Source organism: Novosphingobium sp. BW1 (genome assembly GCF_008107685.1).
Taxonomy (GTDB): Bacteria; Pseudomonadota; Alphaproteobacteria; order Sphingomonadales; family Sphingomonadaceae; genus Novosphingobium.
This window is the reverse complement of record NZ_VIRF01000072.1, coordinates 1-18,719: the sequence shown is the minus strand read 5'-3', so window position 1 is coordinate 18,719 and position 18,719 is coordinate 1. Positions and strand designations below refer to the sequence as shown.

Genomic DNA, 18,719 nt, shown 5'->3' with positions numbered 1-18,719 from the left:
ATCGCGCACTTGGGCGGCTATCTCGGTCGACGCCACGATCCGCCGCCCGGCAACACGATCATGTGGCAAGGTTGGACCCGACTCATGGACATCCAACTTGGGGGCAAGCTCGCCCCCGAACCACTTGCGGGTAATTGAAAGCTTCACCGGATGGGTACGATACACAAGGCGGAGGGCTGCGAACAGGTGATGCGGCTGATACGGTCATGGAACTTGGTGTCGTAGGCCAGGACGCTGGCTTCGAGCGGACCGCTGTCGAACATGGCGACGGCCTCGAAGGTACGCGAGATCTCTGTCTTCGGATCGGGGTTGCCATGGATCGTCCCTCTGCGGCTGTTCTGCCCCCATTCGACGAGGGGCTGGTGCAGGTTCGACGCGCGGAAGCCCTGCGAGTAGCCCCCCCTTGAAGGTGATCTCGGGTATGACGTTCCACACCACGTAGAGGCGCGGAGTCCAGTGGGTGCCGTACTGCTGATCATCGTCCAGCCGTAGCGGCGCTGGGTCATGGCGTAGATCGTGCCATCCGCGTCCTCGATGCTGCGGTTGGCCTCGACCGACTTGCCGACCGTGGAGAGGGTCTGCTGGCTGCAAGGTCTCCCCTCGACAAGAAGACGGTGGTTGGGGCCAGCCTCGAAGCCAATCTTGTCGGTCAGGCGCTCGTCGCGGCATTCGGGGGGGCTGATCACGCTGTCTTTCAAGCGGCGGTTGAGCGAGCCCTGGAGCTGGAGCCCGACGCCCTTGGTGGCGGGACCCGAAAGTTAGAAATTAGCATCGTCGAAGTCGCCGAAGGTGTCGGAGAGCTGCATCGTTTTGTCGGCGCGCAAGCTACCCGACTAGGTGTCCGTGATCGCGCGGGTGATGACGTTGACGACGCCGCCCATCGCGTCCGAGCCCTACAGCGAGGACATGGGCCTGCGCACTCAGGCGCTTCCCGTCGACGAGGATCAGCGTATACTGCGGCGCCATGCCGCAGATCGAGATGTCGCGGCTATTACCTTCACCCGTGGTCAAGAGTGACGCCGGGCACTTCGAGCAGCGCGTCGGTGACCTCGCGGTAGGGAAGGCGGGCGATGTCGTCGCGTGTGATGAGGCTGATCGAGGCCGGGGCGCCCCTCACTTCTTGCGCACGGGGCGACGCGGTGACGAAGATCTGGCCGGGATCGCCGATGTCGGCTGCGACATCAGCCATGGCAGAAAGGGGCACAAGGCTAGCTGCATTTCCACACATCGCAGCGCTGGGGCGCAGCGCACTGATCGGCGTCTTCACGTTCGGTATTACCATGCTTGATATAGCGAATTGTTCGCGTGTTGCACTCTCTCGCACTACAGCGACGCATTCGCGGTGATCAAATACGATAGGTTTTATTCAGGTAGGGATGGCGCAAGAAGGCTTGGAGCCACAGGAACTTGGGCAGATGATGTGATTGCCCGGACAACAGGCCGCGGCGCGGGACCATGGGTACCCTCATCCTTCTCGTTGTGCCGGAAAGTCTGACAAGTGAAAGCCATTGTCCGAGGGCCATTGCTCCCGGACTCCCCATACCGGCGTCCTCACCTCTAGCGCACCACTTTGGCCCAAAGGGTGAGGTGGCCAAGTTTGGGGGCAAGGGGGGATGACCCCTTGAAATGACGCTTTTCTCCTGTCGCCTCGTGCCTTCGACGGGACACGCAGCTCATTCGTTGGAGGCTGGCTCAGCATTCGCAGTGAGCAGCTGCTCGCGCAGCCAGATGGAACCGGGATCGTTGCGGCTGCGCTCATGCCACAAGAGCCAATAGGGGAAGGGGCCCAGGCCCTCCGGGGCGCCGAGAATGGCGAGTTCGTCGCGACGGGGGCAGCCTTGCACAAGGCGCGAAGGGACGACCGTGACGAGATCGCCGGCCAGCAGGAGGCCCGGAGCAAGAGAGAAGTAGGGCACGCTCAGCATGACCTTGCGGTGGCGCACCGCTTCGCCGAGGGCAGTCGAGACACGGTCGAGTTCCGCATCGCTGACGGTAAGGCCGAGGTGCGGATGGGCGAGGAAATCGCCCAGGGGTACCGGACCCTCGCGATGGCGCGCGAGGGGGTGGTGCTTGCGGGTCACGCATACGAAGTGGTCGGTGAAAAGGAGTTCGCGGTGAACCTGCTCGGGATCGTGGTCGAGGCCCGAAATGGCAAGGTCGATCTCACCATGCGCGAGCTGGCGATGCGAGGCGTGGCCAAGCGGCTGCAAGTCAAGCGCGAGCGATGGGGCGGCCCTGCGCAGGCGCGCCATGGCGGGCAGGCAGGCCGATTGCACTCCAAAGTCGGTTGTCGCAATGCGGAAGCGCCGTTCGAGCCGGGCTGGGTCGAAGTCGGCCTCATCGAGAAGGCTGGTCGTGGCGGCCACCCAGTCGGTCAGCCGGTCGACGAGCTCTTCGCCGCGCCAGGTGCGGGCCATCTGGTTGCCCGAGCGCACCAGCAGCGGGTCCTTGAGCACCTCGCGCAGGCGGGCCAGAGCCCGGCTGACACTGGGTTGGCTCATTCCCAGCATGAGCGCGGTCGTGCTCACGCTGCGGGTCTTGAGCAGGTAGGCCAGCACCAGGAGCTGGTTCGGAGGCAGGTGGGGCGAAAGCATGAACCTGCTAATGCAAGTCATTCCTACCCTGGTGCAAGGTCGCTTTGCCGGAATTTACAGGCTGGAAATGGTTTGGAAACGGCCGCGCCACGCGGGCGGGTGACAGCGGCCCGACTCGCCCGAATCCCAAGCGTACGTGTGCTACTTCACGGCGTGGCAGAGGATGGAGGACTGGATTTGCGAATCAGGGGGCACAACGAAAAACCCCCGCCGCGCAGCAGGTGCGGGCGGGGGTTTTTCTAAGCGGCCCGGCGCACGAAGCGCCGGTGAGCTCGCAGGGCCGGGCTTTACGCGTCGGCCTTCTTGCGGCTCATGCGCTTGCGCTCGTTGGGGTCGAGGTAGACCTTGCGCAGGCGGATCGACTGCGGGGTCACTTCGACCATCTCATCGTCGTCGATGTAGGCAATGGCCTGCTCGAGCGTCATGACCTTGGGCGGGGTGAGGCGGATCGCATCGTCCTTGCCCGACGAGCGGACGTTGCTCAGCTGCTTGGCCTTCATCGGGTTCACTTCGAGGTCGTCCGGCTTGGCATTCTCGCCAATGATCATGCCCTCGTAGAGCTTTTCCTGGGGTGACACGAACAGGATGCCGCGATCTTCCAGGTTGTTGAGCGCGTAGGCGTTGGCCTCGCCCGCACCGTTGGAGATCAGCACGCCGTTGAGGCGGCCCTCAATCGGACCCTTGTAGGGGCCGTACTTCTCGAACAGGCGGTTCATGATACCGGTGCCGCGGGTGTCCGAAAGGAACTCGCCGTGGTAGCCAATAAGGCCGCGCGAGGGAGCCGAGAAGGTGATGCGGGTCTTGCCCAGACCCGAGGGACGCATGTCGGTCAGCTCGGCCTTGCGGCGCTGCATCTTCTCGACAACGGTGCCCGAGTGCTCGTCGTCCACGTCGATCACGACGGTTTCGTAAGGCTCGGTGCGGCCGCCGTTCTCGTCTTCCTTGAACAGCACGCGCGGACGCGAGATGCCCAGTTCGAAGCCTTCACGGCGCATGGTTTCGATAACGACGCCCAGCTGCAGTTCGCCGCGGCCGGCGACTTCAAAGCTGTCCTTGTCCTCGCTCTCGGTTACGCGGATGGCAACGTTGGTTTCCGCTTCGCGCATCAGGCGATCACGGATCAGGCGGCTGGTGACCTTGTCGCCTTCGCGGCCCGCAAGCGGGCTGTCGTTGACCGAGAAGCGCATGGCGAGCGTCGGCGGGTCGATCGGCTGCGACTGGATCGGCTCGCTGACCGAAGGATCGGCGATGGTGTGCGCGACAGTGGCCTTTTCAAGGCCAGCGAGAGCGATGATATCGCCTGCGCGGGCTTCCTCGACGGGAACACGGTCAAGGCCACGGAAGGTCATCAGCTTGGACGCACGCCCGGTCTCGATGACATTGCCCTGACGGTCCATCGCGCGGATCGGATCGTTCATCTTCACCACGCCCGACTGGACGCGGCCGGTGAGGACGCGGCCCATGAAGTTGTCGCGGTCGAGCAGGGTGGCAAGGAACGAGAAGGGCGCTTCGACGTCGAGGTTGGGGGCCGGGACGTGGTCGCGGATCAGTTGGAACAGCGGGGTCAGGTCGCCTTCGCGCGCGTCGATGTCATCGCTGGCGTAGCCGTTGCGGCCCGAAGCGTAGAGCACGGGGAAGTCGAGCTGCTCGTCGTCCGCATCGAGGCTGACGAAGAGGTCGAAGACCTCGTTCAGCACTTCGTCGGCGCGGCCGTCGGGACGGTCGATCTTGTTGACGACGACGATGGGCTTGAGGCCCAGGCCCAGCGCCTTGCCGGTTACGAACTTGGTTTGCGGCATCGCGCCTTCCGAGCTGTCGACGAGCAGAACCACGCCGTCGACCATCGAGAGGATACGCTCCACCTCGGCGCCGAAGTCGGCGTGGCCCGGGGTGTCGACGATGTTGATGCGCAGGCCTTCCCACTCGATCGAGGTCGGCTTGGCAAGAATCGTGATCCCGCGTTCCTTTTCGAGATCGTTCGAATCCATCGCGCGTTCTTCCACGCGCTGGTTGTCGCGGAAGGTGCCGGACTGACGGAAGAGCTGGTCGACGAGGGTGGTCTTGCCGTGGTCGACGTGCGCAATGATTGCGATATTGCGCAAGGGAAGCGGGGCGGACATGCGGAGGCCTTCAAAATAAGAGGGGCGCATTGCGGGGCACGATTGCCTGCAAAATCCGCGCGCCTTTAACGGAATTGTTGCATGGCGGCAAGCTATCTTGGGTCCAAGCCTTGCACAGTGAAATGGTCCAGCCCGATGCCTTGGGGGCATCGAATTGGTGGAAAGTCACTCGAAAATCTTTGAAAATTTTTGGCGTACGTGGGACGAATTGCTCATCTGGCCGATGTTTGAAATCGGTCATCGGAGAAAAGAGAGGGGCTCTTATGGTGCCGTACGGCGGTTTTTGGTGGCGGGTTCTCGCCTATCTCATCGATGCGATCCTGTTGCAGATCGCGCTGTCCATCTTGACCGGCTTCCTGGGGCTGGGCGTGGGCTTCAACGCCGCGCTCATGGGCGGTAACGAAGACCTGATCATGGGCCCGATGGTAGCTGCTTCGGTTCTGATCAGTTTCGTGGCACAGTGGCTCTACTTCGCGCTTTTGGAAAGCTCCAAGATGCAGGCGACAGTGGGTAAGCTCGCGATCGGGCTGGTCGTGACCGACCTTGACGGCCAGCGCATCAGCTTTGGCCGGGCGACCGGGCGCTACTTCGCCAAGATCCTGTCAGGCGTGATCCTGCTCATCGGCTATATCATGGTGGCCTTTACCCAGCGCAAGCAGGGCCTGCACGACATGATCGCGAGCACGCTGGTCTACAAGACCCGCGACCCGCGTGAGGTCGCCGAAGGCGCCGACGTTTTCGTCTGAGGGGTGGGACCGCGAACCTGAAACAGGGGGGAGGGGCATGGCGCCCTTGCCCCCTGTTTCGTATCTAGAGCTCGCGCAGGGCGCGGGCAGGCCGGGCGCGCAGCTGTGGCAGTGAGCCGCCCAAAGCAAAGGCGAGGACGAGCACCAACCCGGCGGCGAGGACCGCGAGGATGCGCGGCCAGTCGGGTAGCCATTCGAATTCGAAGAGTTGGGTGATGACCGCCCAGGCTATCGCGCTCCCCAGCGCCAGCGCGACGAGGCCCAGCACCAGCGCAAGTGCGCCGTACTCCACGATCTGCAGGACGAGGAGCTGACGGCGGCTGGCGCCAAGCACACGCAGGATCACGTTGTCGTAAGTCCGGCTGGCGCGCGCGGCGGCAATCGCGCCCAGGAGCACGGCAAGACCCGCCAGCACCGCGACCGAGGCGGCGGCAAGTATCGCCAGTGTCATCTGATCGAGAATGCCCCGCGCCTGGGTCAGCAGCGATCCGGTCTCGATCACCGAACTTGAAGGAAATTCACGGGCCAGTACCGGCAGGAAATCGCGAGCCGTGCCCTGGCTGCCGGTCTCGATGGTGGCGGCGAGGTTATAAGGGGCGTCGGCCAGCGTGTTGGGCGAGAAGACCATCACGAAGTTGAAACCCATGGTGTCCCAGTCGATCCGGCGCAGCGCGGCGATACGGGCCGTTCGCTCCACACCCAGCAGGCTGACAGTGAGGTAATCGCCCACCCTCAGGCCCACGGCCTCTGCAAATTCCTCGTCGATTGAGACAAGCGGCGGGCCGGAGTAATCGGAGGCCCACCATTCGCCCGACGTCACCGTGCTCCCCTCGGGAACCGTTTTGGCGTAAGTGAGGCCGCGTTCGCCGCGCAGCGCCCAGGCGCCTTCGGGGCGCTCGTCGAGATCGGCGACGCGGGTCATTGCGTCCGTCGGGCCATACGCGATCACGCGGCCGCGCAGATTGGGTGCGATCCGGACGCTGGAGCCGGGCAGCGTGCGTTCTACGGTAGCGCGGAAATCCTCGGCTCCGGCCTTGGGGATGTCGAGCACGAAGTAGTCGGGCGCGCGGTCGGGAAGCGCGGTGCGCATGTTGGCATCAAGGCTGGTCTGGATCGCGGCAATAAGGACGAAGGCGGAAAGCCCGAAGCCCAGCGCGGTTACCAGCGATCCGGTCTGCGCGCCGGGGCGCGAGAAGTTGGCAAGTCCCGCGCGCAGGATCGGATCATCGGGACGCGGCAGGCGGGCGGCCAGCTTGCGTATGCCAAACCCCAGTGCGGCGAGGAGGCCGAGGAGCAGCACCGATCCTGCGAGGAAGCTGAGCGTCACCATCGGCTGCGCGGCGTTGACAAGCGCGAGCGCAACAATGGCGGCAAGGCCAAGACCCACGGGAAGCGCGAGCGTACGCAGGTTCGCGCGCAAGGGTGCCACGCCAGCCCGCATCAGCGCCATGGTCGGGAAACTGCGCGCGCGCGCCAGCGGCGGCGCGGCGAAGATCAGCGCGACAAGAAGGCCGTAGCCGGCGGCGGTTGCAAGCGCGGCCGGGGCAATCGTGGTGGCCGTATCGACCGGGAGGAGATCGCCCAGTGCGCGGGCGAGAAGCGGGCTGATCGCGACACCCGCCACAAGTCCTGCGAGGCTTCCTGCCAGCGCGGCGCTACCGACCTGAATCAAGTATATACGCGCGATGTCGCGGCTGGTGGCGCCCAGGACCTTCAAGGTGGCGATCGAGGAGCGCCGGGCCTCAAGGTAGGAAGAGACGCCGCCGCCGATGCCGATCCCGGCAATGACCAGCGCGGCGAGGCCAACGAGGATCAGGAACTGGCCCATGCGCTCGACGAAGCGCGCGGTGGAGGGGGATGCGGCTTCGTGGGTGCGGAGCTGGAAGGCGTCCTCTCCAAAGGTGTCGGTGAGCGCCTCCGCGGCCGTCTCAGCGTCGCGTGAGGGGCTATTGAAGCGCACCCGCACGGCGCTGCGGTACATGGCTCCGGGCGCGGTGAGGTTGGCCTTGGCAGGCAGGTCGGCAGACGCGATGGCCAGGTCGCCCAGTGCGAAGCCTTCGGAGAGCTGTTCCGGGTCACTGGCAATGATGCCGCCGACACGGACCGTCTCGCCGCCGAGCGAAAAGCTGTCGCCGACCTCAAGGCCCAGGCGTGCCGCCGTGCCACGCGCGATCCAAGTGGTGCCACTGGGGGGCGCGCCCACGTCGCGGCCATCTGCAAGGGTCAGCGCGCCGTAAAGCGGCCAGGCCGCATCCACGGCCTTGAGGGCCACGGGCGCGGTGAGATCGCCCTTGCGGGCAATCGCCTGCATGCGGGTGCCTTCCGACACTCTGCCGAGTTCCTGCAGCGCCGTGCGCTCGGGCTCGGTCAAGCCGCGCTGCCACATGCGCAGCTCGATGTCGCCGCCCAGCACCTCGCGGCCCCGGCTGGTCAGCTCGCGCTCGATGGAGCCGGTCAGCGTCCCGATGGCGGCAAGCGCCCCGACACCCAGGAACAGACAGACGAGCAGCAGTCGCAGGCCTTTGAAACGCGCGTGGAGGTCCCGCCGGGCGATCTTCCAGGCGGTGGCCCAGGGCAGCGTCGGATCAGACATCGGGCGCGGACGCAGGCAAGCTGTCGTGGGCGATCACGCCATCGCCGATGGTGACGATGCGCTCGCAGCGTTGTGCGAGGCTGGCATCGTGGGTGATGATGACGAGCGTCGCGCCGGCCTCGGCGCGGCGCGCGAAGAGCAGTTCGACGATGCTCTCCCCGGTCGCCTGGTCAAGGTTGCCGGTGGGCTCATCGGCGAAGACGAGCGTGGGGCGCGGTGCCAGCGCGCGGGCAATTGCCACGCGCTGCTGTTCGCCGCCCGAAAGCTGGGCCGGGTAGTGGCCGAGGCGGTGGGCAAGGCCGACCGCCGTCAGTTCGGCTTCGGCGCGTTCGTGGGCGCCGATGATCCCGGCGAGCTCGAGCGGCGTCGCGACATTCTCGAGCGCGGTCATCGTGGGCAGCAGGTGAAAGGCCTGCAGCACAATGCCGATGCGCCCGCGACGGGCCCGGGCGAGCTGGTCCTCCTCCATTCCTGCGAAGTCGGCGCCCGCGACCCGCAGCACCCCGGAACTGGCGCGCTCAAGGCCCGAGAGGACCGACATCAGCGAGGACTTGCCCGAGCCTGAGGGCCCCAGCAGCGCCAGCGTCTGGCCCTGCGGAACGGTGAGGTCGATGCCCTTGAGGATCTCGACCGCGCTCGCACTCTGGCCCAGGGTCAGGCGCAGCTCCCGCGCGTGGATCGCGGGCCAGGGGGCGGGGGAATTGTTGGAAGGGGAGTGGGAAGATCGGGTCACGGCTCCCATATGGGGGGAGATTTACGCATTTCACAAGCCCGCCGAATATGGAGAAGTCCTTGCGCCGTCTGAATTTCGTGGTTCCGCTGCTGCCCCTCGTCTTTCTGTCGGCCTGCGGCGATCCCGCGCCGAGCTCGGCTCCGGCGAGCGCAGGGGTGGGCGATGTCGGCGCGGCCATGCCGGTGATGGGGCCGGAGCGGCGCATTCTCGCCTTCGGGGACTCTCTGTTGGCGGGGTATGGGCTGGACGATGGCGAAAGCTATCCGGAGCGTCTGGAGAAGGCGCTGCGCGCGCACGGCGTGAACGCGCGGATCACCAATGCGGGCGTTTCGGGCGATACCACGGCGGCTGGCCTCGCGCGGCTCGACTTCACGCTGGAGAGCCAGTCGCAAAAGCCCGAGCTCGTCATCATCAGTCTGGGCGGCAACGACATGTTGCGCTCGCTCCCCCCCGAAGAGACCCGCAAGAACCTCGAAGAGATCGTCGCGCGCCTGAAGGCCGAGAACATCAAGGTGGTGCTCCTGGGCATGCTCGCCGCGCCCAACCTGGGCATGGATTATGCCGAGCAGTTCAATCCGATCTATCCACAGATCGCGCAGGAAAATGGCGTGACGCTGGTGCCTTTCTTCCTCCAGTCGGTGATCGACAAGCCCGACCTCATGCAGGAGGATCACGTTCATCCCACAGCGCTTGGCGTCGATGCGATCGTCAGCGCTACGCTTGACGATGTCACGCGTGCGCTGCCCCCGGTCGAGAAAGAGGGCGCGTCGGAAGGCGGCTGAAAAAGATCGCTTGAAGATTGGGAGGTAGGCCCCAGATAGCCTGTCCCAAGAGGCGCTCCGGGGCGCCGCCCGGCCACTTCGGTTGACGCGCAGGCACAGGTCTGCGAATCTTGGGGCCAAGCTGGCGCGTGTTAGACGCCGCCGAACGAGCGACGCGCGGGGGGCCTTGGAGGGCACGGCGCGTCGGAACGAATTATCCCGAAGGAATACCTATGCACAGCGCAAAGAGCGGCGATACCGTGCTCATCAACTTTGAAGTTCGCACCGATGCCGGTCAGGTTGTCGGCAGCACCCAGCAGGAAGGCCCGCAGACGGTCACCATCGGCGGTTCGGAAATCTTTCCGCAGGTGGAAGCTGCGCTGATCGGCATGGAAGTAGGCTCCGAGCAGTCGGTGACCATCGCTGCCGCCGACGCGTTCGGCCCGCGCCGCGAGGAAATGATCGTTGAGATCCCGCGCAGCAACCTGCCCGCCGAGCCCGAGCCGCAGATCGGCATGGAACTCGCCGCGCGCCAGCAGGACGGCTCGACCGTCAACCTCGTCATCACCGAGATCGGTGAAGAGGCGGTCAAGGTCGACGGCAACCACCCGCTGGCGGGCGAAGACCTGCACTTCGGCCTGACACTGGTCGAGATCAAGGCGGCCGCCTGATCCGATCCGGCTTTGCCGGTTGAAAGGGCCCGCTTAGGCCTCCCCGCAAAGGGAGCGCCGGGCGGGCCTTTTTCGTGTCCGCGCTGGGTTACATCCGCGTCGCGGTGCCTTCGCGCACCTGCCAGACGGCGGCTTCCTCCAGGATCGGTCCAAACGGTGCGGTCTCAGTACCGGTCAGCCAGACTTGTGCGGAGCCAGTGCGCAGACGGTCAAACAGCGCCTCGCGCCGCACCGGATCGAGATGCGCCGCGACTTCGTCGAGAAGGAGCAGGCGCGGGCGCGTCTCCCCACCGCTCTCGAGGAGATGCGAGTGGGCAAGGACAAGAGCGATGAGCATGGCCTTCTGCTCTCCGGTCGAACAGTCCGCGGCGGGTTGGTTCTTGGCGGCCATGACGACCTCCAGCTCGTCGCGGTGCGGTCCGGTGAGCGTGCGCTGGGCGGCGCGTTCGCGGGGGCGGCTTTCACGCAGGGCTTCGGCCAGCGCTTCGGCCGCAATCGGGCCGCCGGGGCGGTAGGTGAGGGCGGGGCGCGCAAACGGTGCGTCGGGCAGTGCAGCGAGGACCGCGTCGAGTTGCGCGATGAGATCTGCGCGGGCCTGCGCGACCGCGCTTCCCGCCTCGGCGATCTGGAGTTCGATGGCATCGAGCCACCAGGGGTCGGGCGTGCGCGGATCGGCGAGCATGCGGTTGCGTTCGCGCACCGCGTTTTCCAGTCTGGACGCATGTCCGGCATGGGCGGGGCGAAGGGCCAGCACCAGCCGGTCGAGAAAACGCCGCCGTCCACCCGCGCTTTCGGTGAATAGGCGGTCCATCGCCGGGGTTAGCCAGCCGATGGAAATCCATTCGGCCAGGCTCGTGGCCGTCGCGTTGGCGCCGTTGACCTGGACGAGGCGCCGGGTAGGCCTTTCCGGTGCGGTGCCCGTCCCCAGGCGCACAGGAGCCGCTCCCGGTACGCACAGGTCCGCGCTGACGGCAAAGCCGCCACCCGCGTCCTGCGCCGCGATTTCGGGAAGGCCCGCCCGGCGCAAGCCCCGCCCCGGGGCGATCAGGCTGATGGCTTCCAGGACATTGGTCTTGCCAGCGCCATTCTCGCCGACCAGCAAGTTGAACTGCGCCGTGCCCGAAAGGACGGTTTCGCCGTGGTTGCGAAATCGGGAGAGGAACAGGCGGTCGAGCATGGGCCGCGCGGGCCTAGCCGGTTCAGGCACGGCTTGCCAAGAGGCGCCCTGCGATGGCGCGCTCAGGCCGCGTCGGTCTTGGCAAACGGCGAGAAGTCGAGGTTGTCGTCGAAGACATCCACGCCTTCGCGCGCTTTCAGCCAGCCTACGACGAGATAGGTGAGCGGAGTGAGTACGGCCTCCCACAGCACCTTGAGCGCCCAGTTGGTGAGCATGACGACAAGGATCGACTGGCCCGTCCACACGCCCAGGAACGCGACCGGGTAGAAGATCGCGCTGTCCATCGCCTGCCCGAATACCGTGGAGCCAATCGTGCGCATCCACATGTAGCGGCCCTTCGTCCATACCTTCATCTTGGCCATGACGTAGGAATTGACGAACTCGCCCGCCCAGAACGCCACGACCGAAGCGGCGACGATGCGCCAGGTGCTGCCAAACACCGAAACGTAGGTCGACTGGCACACGGTGCCAGGGTCGGTGGCGGACACGACGTCGGCCAGCAAGGGGTCGGCGCTCGCCGCGCAGCCCCAGTCCGCTGACGGGGGCATGGCGACGACAACGAAGCTCATGAACGCCATGAATATCAGCGCAAAGAAGCCCACCCACACGCAGCGCCGCGCGTTGGCATAGCCATAGACCTCGGTTAGCACGTCGCCCAGCACGTAGCTGACGGGGAAGAACAGGATGCCTGCACCAAAGGTCCAGCCCTCGACCGTGGTCAGCTTGGCCGCACCGATGAGGTTGGAGAGCAGCAGGATCGCGACGAAGGCGGCCATCGCGTAGTCGAAATAGCGAAAGTGGCGCCGCCCACCGCTCTTCCCGTCGATGCGGGTGAGGTTCGAGGTGGTGAAAGAGGGGGATGCTTGCGGATGCGCCTGTGCCATGGCGCTTTGCCTAACCTGCCTTGTCCCCCAAACAAAGCGTTGATTGCACGCCTCAGGCGGTTTGCGCAAACCGCGAAGCGCGCTATGAGCCCTGATGTGCGCGCCCGTAGCTCAGCTGGATAGAGCACGAGCCTTCTAAGCTTGGGGTCGCAGGTTCGAACCCTGCCGGGCGCGCCATTTCCCTGTCATCATGCCTGTGCAGGGTTCTTGCCGCCTCGCGCTAGCAAGTGGTTCAGGGCTCGCCGCCAATGTTGGCCAGCGCAGCGCCCGGGGTCAGGATGAAGCGCCAGATGAGCGCGCCCGGCACTGCGCCGGTCATGGGGGCGCTCCAGAACAGCCAGAACTGCATGAGGGCGGGGCCGCGCGCTGCCCACCTTGGGGTTTTCCGCAATGGCCAGCCAGAGCGCGGCAAGTTCAGAGTGCGGCGCGCGCGTGAGCCCTTGAGCCGGGGGGCGGACGGGCATAGGCTGTGCGATGTCCAGCAAGAGGGCGCACCGGGCCGAGCGGTCTTCGAGATGCGTTCGGACCACGAGAGGAGCACGATGCGATGAACGCGAGCACGCCCACCAACACCGCCAAGGGGAGCACGTGCCCCGTCGTCCACGGAGGCATGACCTCGGCGGGGACCTCGAGCACGGGCTGGTGGCCCCAGGCCCTCAAGCTCGAAATCCTGGCCCAGCACGACACCAAGACCAACCCGATGGGGGCAGGCTTCGATTATCGCGAGGCGCTGAAGTCGCTCGATATCGAAGCCTTGAAAGCGGACATGCGCGCGCTGATGATCGATAGCCAGGACTGGTGGCCTGCCGACTGGGGGCACTATGGCGGGCTCATGATCCGCATGGCCTGGCACTCGGCCGGGTCCTACCGCATCGCCGACGGGCGCGGCGGCGGTGGCACAGGCAACCAGCGCTTTGCTCCGCTCAATTCCTGGCCCGACAACGTCAGCCTGGACAAGGCGCGGCGCCTGCTTTGGCCGCTCAAGAAGAAGTACGGCAACGCGGTCAGCTGGGCGGATCTGATGATCCTGGCGGGCACGATTGCCTATGAGACGATGGGGCTGGAGCCGTTCGGCTTCGGCTTTGGCCGCGAAGATATCTGGGCACCGGAAATCGACACCTACTGGGGCAGCGAGACGGACTGGCTGGCCCCGAGTGGAAGCGAGGGCACGCGCTACTCGGGCGAACGGGACCTGGAGAACCCGCTGGCCGCGGTCATGATGGGGCTCATCTACGTCAATCCCGAAGGGGTGGACGGCAATCCCGACCCGATGAAGACCGCGCATGACATGCGGGTCACCTTCGCGCGCATGGCCATGGACGATGAGGAGACCGCAGCGCTCACCGCAGGCGGGCACACCGTGGGCAAGTGCCATGGCAACGGCGATGCCAGCGCGCTCGGCCCCGAGCCCGAGGCGGCGGGTGTGGAGGCGCAAGGGTTCGGCTGGGTCAATCCCGGCGGCACAGGCGTTGGGCCCGACGCGATCACCAGCGGCATCGAAGGCGCCTGGACGAGCAATCCCACGGTCTTCGACATGGGCTATTTCGACATGCTCTTCGACCACGAGTGGGAACTGGCCAAGAGCCCGGCGGGGGCCTGGCAGTGGGAGCCTGTTTCCATCGCCGAGGAGGATCGTCCGCTGGACGTCGCAGATCCCACCAAACGCCACAACCCGATCATGACCGACGCGGACATGGCGCTCAAGGTCGACCCCGAGTACCGGCGCATCATGGAAGGTTTCCGGGCCGATCCGGCGCGCTTCAAGGATGCCTTCGCGCGGGCCTGGTTCAAGCTGACCCACCGCGACATGGGGCCAAGGGAACGCTATTTCGGTCCCGATGTGCCGGCCGAGGAACTGCTCTGGCAGGACCCGGTCCCGCAGGGCCCCACCGACTATGACGTCGCCGCGCTTAAGGAATGGATCGCGGGCAGTGGCCTGACCACGCGCGCGATTGTGTCGACGGCCTGGGACAGCGCGCGCACCTTCCGCGCCTCGGATATGCGCGGGGGCGCGAATGGCTCGCGCATTCGCCTCGCGCCCATGAAGGACTGGGAGGGCAACGAGCCCGAGCGGCTGGGGCGCGTGATCGGGGTTCTGGCTTCGCTCGCGGACTCGGTCGGAGCAAGTCTTGCCGATACCATCGTACTGGCGGGCAATGTCGCGATCGAGCGGGCCGCCGCTGCGGCGGGCTTCCCCATCGAGGTGCCTTTCACGCCCGGACGCGGGGATGCCAGCGCGCAGCAGACCGACGCGGAAAGCTTCGAGCCGCTCGAGCCGCTGCATGATGGCTACCGCAACTGGCTCAAGGCCGACTTTGCGGTGAGCCCGGCCGAATTGATGCTCGACCGCACCCAGCTGATGGGGCTGACCGCACCGGAAATGACCGTGCTCGTGGGCGGCATGCGCGTGCTTGGCACCAACCATGGCAACAGCGAACTGGGTATGTTCACCCAGCGCGAGGGCGTTCTCAGCACCGACTACTTCGTGAATCTCGTGGACATGGGCAACCGCTGGGAGAAGATGGAAGACGGCAATTATGCTGTGATCGACCGGGTTTCGGGTCAGACCAGGTGGACGGCGAGCGAACTCGACCTCACCTTCGGTGCGAACTCGATCCTGCGCGCCTATGCGGAATTCTATGCACAGGACGACAACCAGCAGAAGTTCGTGGAGGACTTCGTGGCGGCCTGGACCAAGGTGATGAACGCGGACCGCTTCGACCTCGTCTGATCGCCCATTGTCGCAGACAAAAAAGGGCCGCATTGCTGCGGCCCTTTTCGTGTCTCGGGTACATGGAGACGAAATCAGTCGACGAAGGCGCGTTCGATCACGAAGTCGCCAGGCTTGGAGTTGGAGCCCTCGGTGAAGCCGATGCTCTCGAGGTACTCGGCCTGGGCCTTGATCATGTCCATCGAGCCGCACAGCATGATGCGGTCGGTCTCCGGGTTGAGCTTGGCATCGCCCTCCAGGCCCTGGAACAGGCGGCCGTTTTCGATGAGGTCACCGATGCGGCCGGTGGTGTGGAATTCTTCCCGCGTGACCGATGGGACGTAGTGGAATTTCTCCACCGCTTCTTCGCCCACCAGCGGGTCCTCGGCGAGACGTGCTTCGAGCATCTCGCGGTAGGCAAGGTCGCTCACCTGGCGCACGCCGTGGACGCAGATGACCTGGTCGAACATCTCGTAGACGTCGGGATCGCGCGCGAGCGACATGAAGGGGGCAAGACCGGTGCCGGTCGAGAAGAAAAACAGGCGCTTGCCCGGGAGCAGCGCATCGGTGACGAGCGTGCCGACCGGCTTGCGGCCAAGGAAGATCTGGTCGCCGGGCTGGATCTTCTGCAGGCGCGAGGTCAGCGGGCCGTCCTGGACCTTGATCGAAAGGAATTCAAGTTCCTCGTCCCAGGCGGGGCTGGCGACCGAGTAAGCGCGCAGCAGCGGACGGCCGTTGTCATCCATCAGGCCGATCATGATAAATTCGCCCGAGCGGAAACGGAAGGTCGAGGGGCGCGTGATCTTGAAGCTGAAGAGGCGGTCGTTCCAGTGGTGGACCGAGTTGACCGTCTCGACGCTCAGGGCCTTGGTCGGTTCGAGAGTTACCGGGGCTTCGGCAGTGGGTTCGCTCATCGTGTCAAATTCCTCGGTATGCGCAAAATTCGTTGGCTCGCTCGGCGCGCCGGGAGCGGGAGGTTCCTGCCTGGCGGCGTCTGCGGCGTGGTCGGGCCACGGCACCGCTGCCTTTGGGCGAAGCGGGACACGACCCATCTCGTGTGGCGTGCGTCAAGCGTAACTTGGCCCCTCGGTCAAGATATGGCCAGCCGTGGCGGGGTCGAAATTTGCTTGGCGCGGGCCAAAGTTTTCTAACATGTAGGGTGCAACTAACGGGAAATGCGCATTTTTGGAGCACAAGCCATGGTTTTGCAGGTGCGAAAAATGGTGCACGGGCTGGGCCGTCCGGGAGGCACCGAAGCAGGTTCGGGTCGTTAAGATGCGGCACCTTTTGCGAATCGGTCGCAGGTTTCGGCTCAGGGGCATCCCGGTGCGAAGCTTCCCGCTTCGGGCGGGGGCCACATCGGACCGAGGGCGGAGGCCGGGGCGGGGGCGTCCATCACGGCGGCCCGCGCCTCTAGGCTTTCGGCATCGAGCCAGTCGCGCAGCACGGCGGCGACGTCCTGGGCGTGGGCAGTGGCAAAACCATGGCCCCAGCCGGGCGCGTCGAGCATGTCGATGTGCGGCGAAAGATGGCGCGCAGGTTCGGTCTGGCGGGCGAGGTCATCGCCGGTCTTGAGGATGAGCGTGGGATGGGCGAGCGCCTTGAGTGCCGCTCCCAGGTCGTAGTCGAAGGCGGCGGCATGTCCCCACCAGGCGTTGGCGCCGCCGGTCGTGGCGTCCTCGAAGAGTTCGGCAACCTCCTCCAGGCTCATTCCCGGGCGCTGGTAATGATGGACGAAGCCGCGCCAGCGCCGCGCAAGGTGCTCGCCGTCCGCGCTCGGGCTCGTCGGGCCGTAATAAGCCTTGAAGGTGGCACGCTCCTGCGGGGTGAAGAGCGGCGCGCCGATGAGGACGAGGCGGCCCACCCGCGCAGGGCTCTGCGCGGCAAGCGCGGTCGCGGTCAGCGAACCTGTATGATAGCCTAGGACGTCGAATGGGCCATCGGCGGCGAGCGCGTCCATCGCCTCGCCCAGTGCAGTGGCATAGGTCTCGATGGTGGGCTGTGTGTCCGGGGCATCGGACTGGCCATAGCCCGGCGTGTCGAAGGCGACGCTCAGCCGGTCCCCGCCCATTTCGCCGGCCAGCGCTTTGAAGATGCGGCCCGTCATCGGGCTCATGTGGATGAACAGGAGCGGGCGTTTGCCACAGGCCCTGACAGGCTGCGCGATCCGGGCGTGGACCTGGCCGAAACGGCCATCGACGTAATGGCGGCGAACGGCCGTCATGAATGTCTCCTTGCAGGGGTAGGCTGGGTTCACGTCTGCTCGGGCTCGATCACCATGGAATAGGAGAATGCCTCGCCCGGGTGGTGGGTGTTGGTGATCTCGAAGGGCACGCCGTCGCTGTCGTGGTAGACGCGCACGATCCTGAGGCACGGGGTGCGGCGTGGGATTTCGAGCGCCTTGGCCATGGCGATACTGGCCGGGACCGAGGCGATCTGCTGGATGACGCGGCCAATGGTGAAGTCGCCGTGGCACTCAAGCTGGCGAAAGAGCGCGAGGGAAGCGAGGTCGACGCGGGCCAGCAGGTGCGCCAGGTCCGGGCGTACGTAGGCCTCGATCGCGGCGAGGGGGCGGTCGTCCCCTCCGCCCTGCGTGCGCAGGCCGCGCAGGCGGGCCCATTTGCTCTTGTGCAAAGCCGTGTGCTGCGGATCGACGAAGGCCGCAAGGCTGCGCGGCAGGACTGCCTCGCCATCGCGCGCAAGCGACATGCGCGCATCGGCCGCGTACTGGCGGCTTGCATCAAGGCTGGAATAGGCCTGGAAACGTGCGCTCTCGCGCACGCTGCGCGGCTCCACTACGGTCCCCGAGCCGCGCCGGCGCGAGATCAGCCGGTCGCCCTGCAGGCAGCGCAGCGCCTCGCGCACGGTGAAGCGGCTGACGCCATAGTGCTCGCACAGCGCGTTTTCGGTGGGAAAGGTCGCATCCGTGTCGAACTGGCCGGACCGGATCGCGCGGCGCAGTTCGTCGGCGAGCTGTTCGTAACGTGGCGCCTGCCTTTTGCTCACGGTCTCTCCCCGGTCAGGTTGGATATGGGGCGCTGGGAGCGCCTATCTAGGCGCCCCCATACCTGCATGTGTCGTATCTTTACACGTTCTGGCAGGCAGTTGCCCACGCCTTCGCGGCGCGGCTGCGCAGGAGGGCGCGGTGCTCGATGCGCAATGTCTGGGGATCGAGCGCCTCGGGGGCGAAGTCGATCGCGTTTGCCGCGCTTGCCTCATACCAGGGCGCGAACATCTTGCCCGCGCGCACGATCGACCAGGCGCGGGTGAGGTAGGCACCGAAACGGTCGGGCGTGAGGTCGGGGAACAGCGCTTCGGGATCGCCGAGCGGGGCGGGTGGCATGAGGATCTCGCCGCAGCCCAGGGCTTCCTGAGCCGCCTCGATCACCGCCATCCAACTGGCGCGGTCGGTCGGCGCAGGGCCGCTCCAGTCATCCGAGAGGCCGTGGCCGGGCAGATCGATTGCGCAGGCCGAGGTCGTGTCGAGGAGTTCCAGCGAGCTTCCCGGCGCGTGGATCGCCAGCGGTTTGCCGGCATCCCTGGGGCCGCGCCAGTGCAGGCGCCCTGAAAAGCCGCCGCAGGTGAGGGTCAGGAAACCTTCGTCCGCGCATTCGCCCAGGTGCGCCGGGGGCGGGCAGGCATGGGCCCCCAGGTGCGCGATATGCTGGTCCTGCTGGTCGGCGGGCGTTGCGACCTTGCGCGCTTCCCACTGGGCGGGAAGGGCGCAAGG

Annotated in this window: 16 protein-coding genes, 1 tRNA gene and 1 pseudogene; 6 read left to right on the top strand and 12 right to left on the bottom strand. The window is 66.0% G+C overall.

Annotated elements, in window-relative coordinates; genetic code table 11:
• Positions 1–143 precede the first annotated feature (143 nt).
• Positions 144–686: a TonB-dependent receptor gene (locus tag FMM79_RS11190; protein WP_148627584.1), complete on the bottom strand. Its 543-nt coding sequence runs from the start codon at positions 684–686 to the stop codon at positions 144–146.
• A 172-nt stretch (positions 687–858) separates the two neighbouring features.
• On the opposite strand from FMM79_RS11190, the gene FMM79_RS21235 reads away from it, so the two are divergent.
• The gene (locus FMM79_RS21235; RefSeq protein WP_153269325.1) at positions 859–1,017 is read left to right on the top strand and encodes a hypothetical protein; all 159 of its coding nucleotides are present in this window, start codon (positions 859–861) and stop codon (positions 1,015–1,017) included.
• Here FMM79_RS21235 and FMM79_RS11185 read toward each other — a convergent pair.
• The 3 genes from FMM79_RS11185 to typA form a co-directional block, all read right to left on the bottom strand.
• Positions 998–1,204: a TonB-dependent receptor plug domain-containing protein gene (locus tag FMM79_RS11185; protein WP_162528492.1), complete on the bottom strand. Its 207-nt coding sequence runs from the start codon at positions 1,202–1,204 to the stop codon at positions 998–1,000. The two genes, FMM79_RS21235 and FMM79_RS11185, sit on opposite strands and share 20 nt — an antisense overlap.
• 469 nt (positions 1,205–1,673) lie before the next feature.
• The gene (locus FMM79_RS11180; protein WP_162528491.1) at positions 1,674–2,594 is read right to left on the bottom strand and encodes a LysR family transcriptional regulator; all 921 of its coding nucleotides are present in this window, start codon (positions 2,592–2,594) and stop codon (positions 1,674–1,676) included.
• Positions 2,595–2,881: 287 nt separating this feature from the next.
• Positions 2,882–4,714, bottom strand: coding sequence for a translational GTPase TypA (gene typA, locus FMM79_RS11175; protein WP_148627581.1), 1,833 nt, complete (start codon positions 4,712–4,714; stop codon positions 2,882–2,884).
• A 263-nt stretch (positions 4,715–4,977) separates the two neighbouring features.
• Between typA and FMM79_RS11165 the strand changes: the two genes are divergently transcribed.
• Complete coding sequence (locus tag FMM79_RS11165; protein ID WP_148627579.1) at positions 4,978–5,460, top strand: RDD family protein; 483 nt, start codon at positions 4,978–4,980, stop codon at positions 5,458–5,460.
• 64 nt (positions 5,461–5,524) lie between these two features.
• On the opposite strand, the gene FMM79_RS11160 is transcribed toward FMM79_RS11165, so the two are convergent.
• Both FMM79_RS11160 and FMM79_RS11155 read right to left on the bottom strand, forming a co-directional pair.
• Entirely contained in the window at positions 5,525–8,053 is a 2,529-nt protein-coding gene (locus FMM79_RS11160; protein WP_148627578.1) for an ABC transporter permease, read from the bottom strand.
• Positions 8,046–8,795, bottom strand: coding sequence for an ABC transporter ATP-binding protein (locus tag FMM79_RS11155; RefSeq protein WP_148627577.1), 750 nt, complete (start codon positions 8,793–8,795; stop codon positions 8,046–8,048). The genes FMM79_RS11160 and FMM79_RS11155 overlap by 8 nt, the downstream gene beginning before the upstream one ends.
• 50 nt (positions 8,796–8,845) lie before the next feature.
• Between FMM79_RS11155 and FMM79_RS11150 the strand changes: the two genes are divergently transcribed.
• Positions 8,846–9,568 carry an arylesterase gene (locus FMM79_RS11150; RefSeq protein ID WP_240339119.1) on the top strand — a complete coding sequence of 241 codons (723 nt, stop codon included), beginning with the start codon at positions 8,846–8,848 and terminating at the stop codon, positions 9,566–9,568.
• Positions 9,569–9,780: 212 nt separating this feature from the next.
• Complete coding sequence (locus FMM79_RS11145; protein WP_148627575.1) at positions 9,781–10,218, top strand: peptidylprolyl isomerase; 438 nt, start codon at positions 9,781–9,783, stop codon at positions 10,216–10,218.
• Positions 10,219–10,306: 88 nt separating this feature from the next.
• Here FMM79_RS11145 and recF read toward each other — a convergent pair whose 3' ends face one another.
• Complete coding sequence (recF, locus tag FMM79_RS11140; protein WP_148627574.1) at positions 10,307–11,395, bottom strand: DNA replication/repair protein RecF; 1,089 nt, start codon at positions 11,393–11,395, stop codon at positions 10,307–10,309.
• A 62-nt stretch (positions 11,396–11,457) separates the two neighbouring features.
• The gene (locus FMM79_RS11135; RefSeq protein ID WP_148627573.1) at positions 11,458–12,279 is read right to left on the bottom strand and encodes a queuosine precursor transporter; all 822 of its coding nucleotides are present in this window, start codon (positions 12,277–12,279) and stop codon (positions 11,458–11,460) included.
• Between the two features lie 100 nt (positions 12,280–12,379).
• On the opposite strand from FMM79_RS11135, the gene FMM79_RS11130 reads away from it, so the two are divergent.
• Positions 12,380–12,456: transfer RNA gene (locus FMM79_RS11130), tRNA-Arg, on the top strand.
• Positions 12,457–12,826: 370 nt separating this feature from the next.
• Positions 12,827–15,010, top strand: a complete 2,184-nt coding sequence (gene katG, locus FMM79_RS11125) for a catalase/peroxidase HPI (protein ID WP_148627572.1) — start codon at positions 12,827–12,829, stop codon at positions 15,008–15,010.
• A 74-nt stretch (positions 15,011–15,084) separates the two neighbouring features.
• Here katG and FMM79_RS11120 read toward each other — a convergent pair whose 3' ends face one another.
• The 4 genes and pseudogenes from FMM79_RS11120 to FMM79_RS21395 all read right to left on the bottom strand — a co-directional run.
• A complete protein-coding gene (locus FMM79_RS11120) occupies positions 15,085–15,903 on the bottom strand; it encodes a ferredoxin--NADP reductase (protein WP_148627571.1) in 819 nt (272 codons plus the stop codon).
• Between the two features lie 398 nt (positions 15,904–16,301).
• On the bottom strand, positions 16,302–17,213 hold the full coding sequence (locus FMM79_RS11115) for an alpha/beta fold hydrolase (RefSeq protein WP_148627570.1): 912 nt from the start codon (positions 17,211–17,213) through the stop codon (positions 16,302–16,304).
• A 29-nt stretch (positions 17,214–17,242) separates the two neighbouring features.
• Entirely contained in the window at positions 17,243–17,995 is a 753-nt protein-coding gene (locus tag FMM79_RS11110; RefSeq protein ID WP_240339118.1) for a GntR family transcriptional regulator, read from the bottom strand.
• A 79-nt stretch (positions 17,996–18,074) separates the two neighbouring features.
• Positions 18,075–18,719, bottom strand: a pseudogene (locus FMM79_RS21395) (alpha/beta hydrolase); the annotation flags it as partial.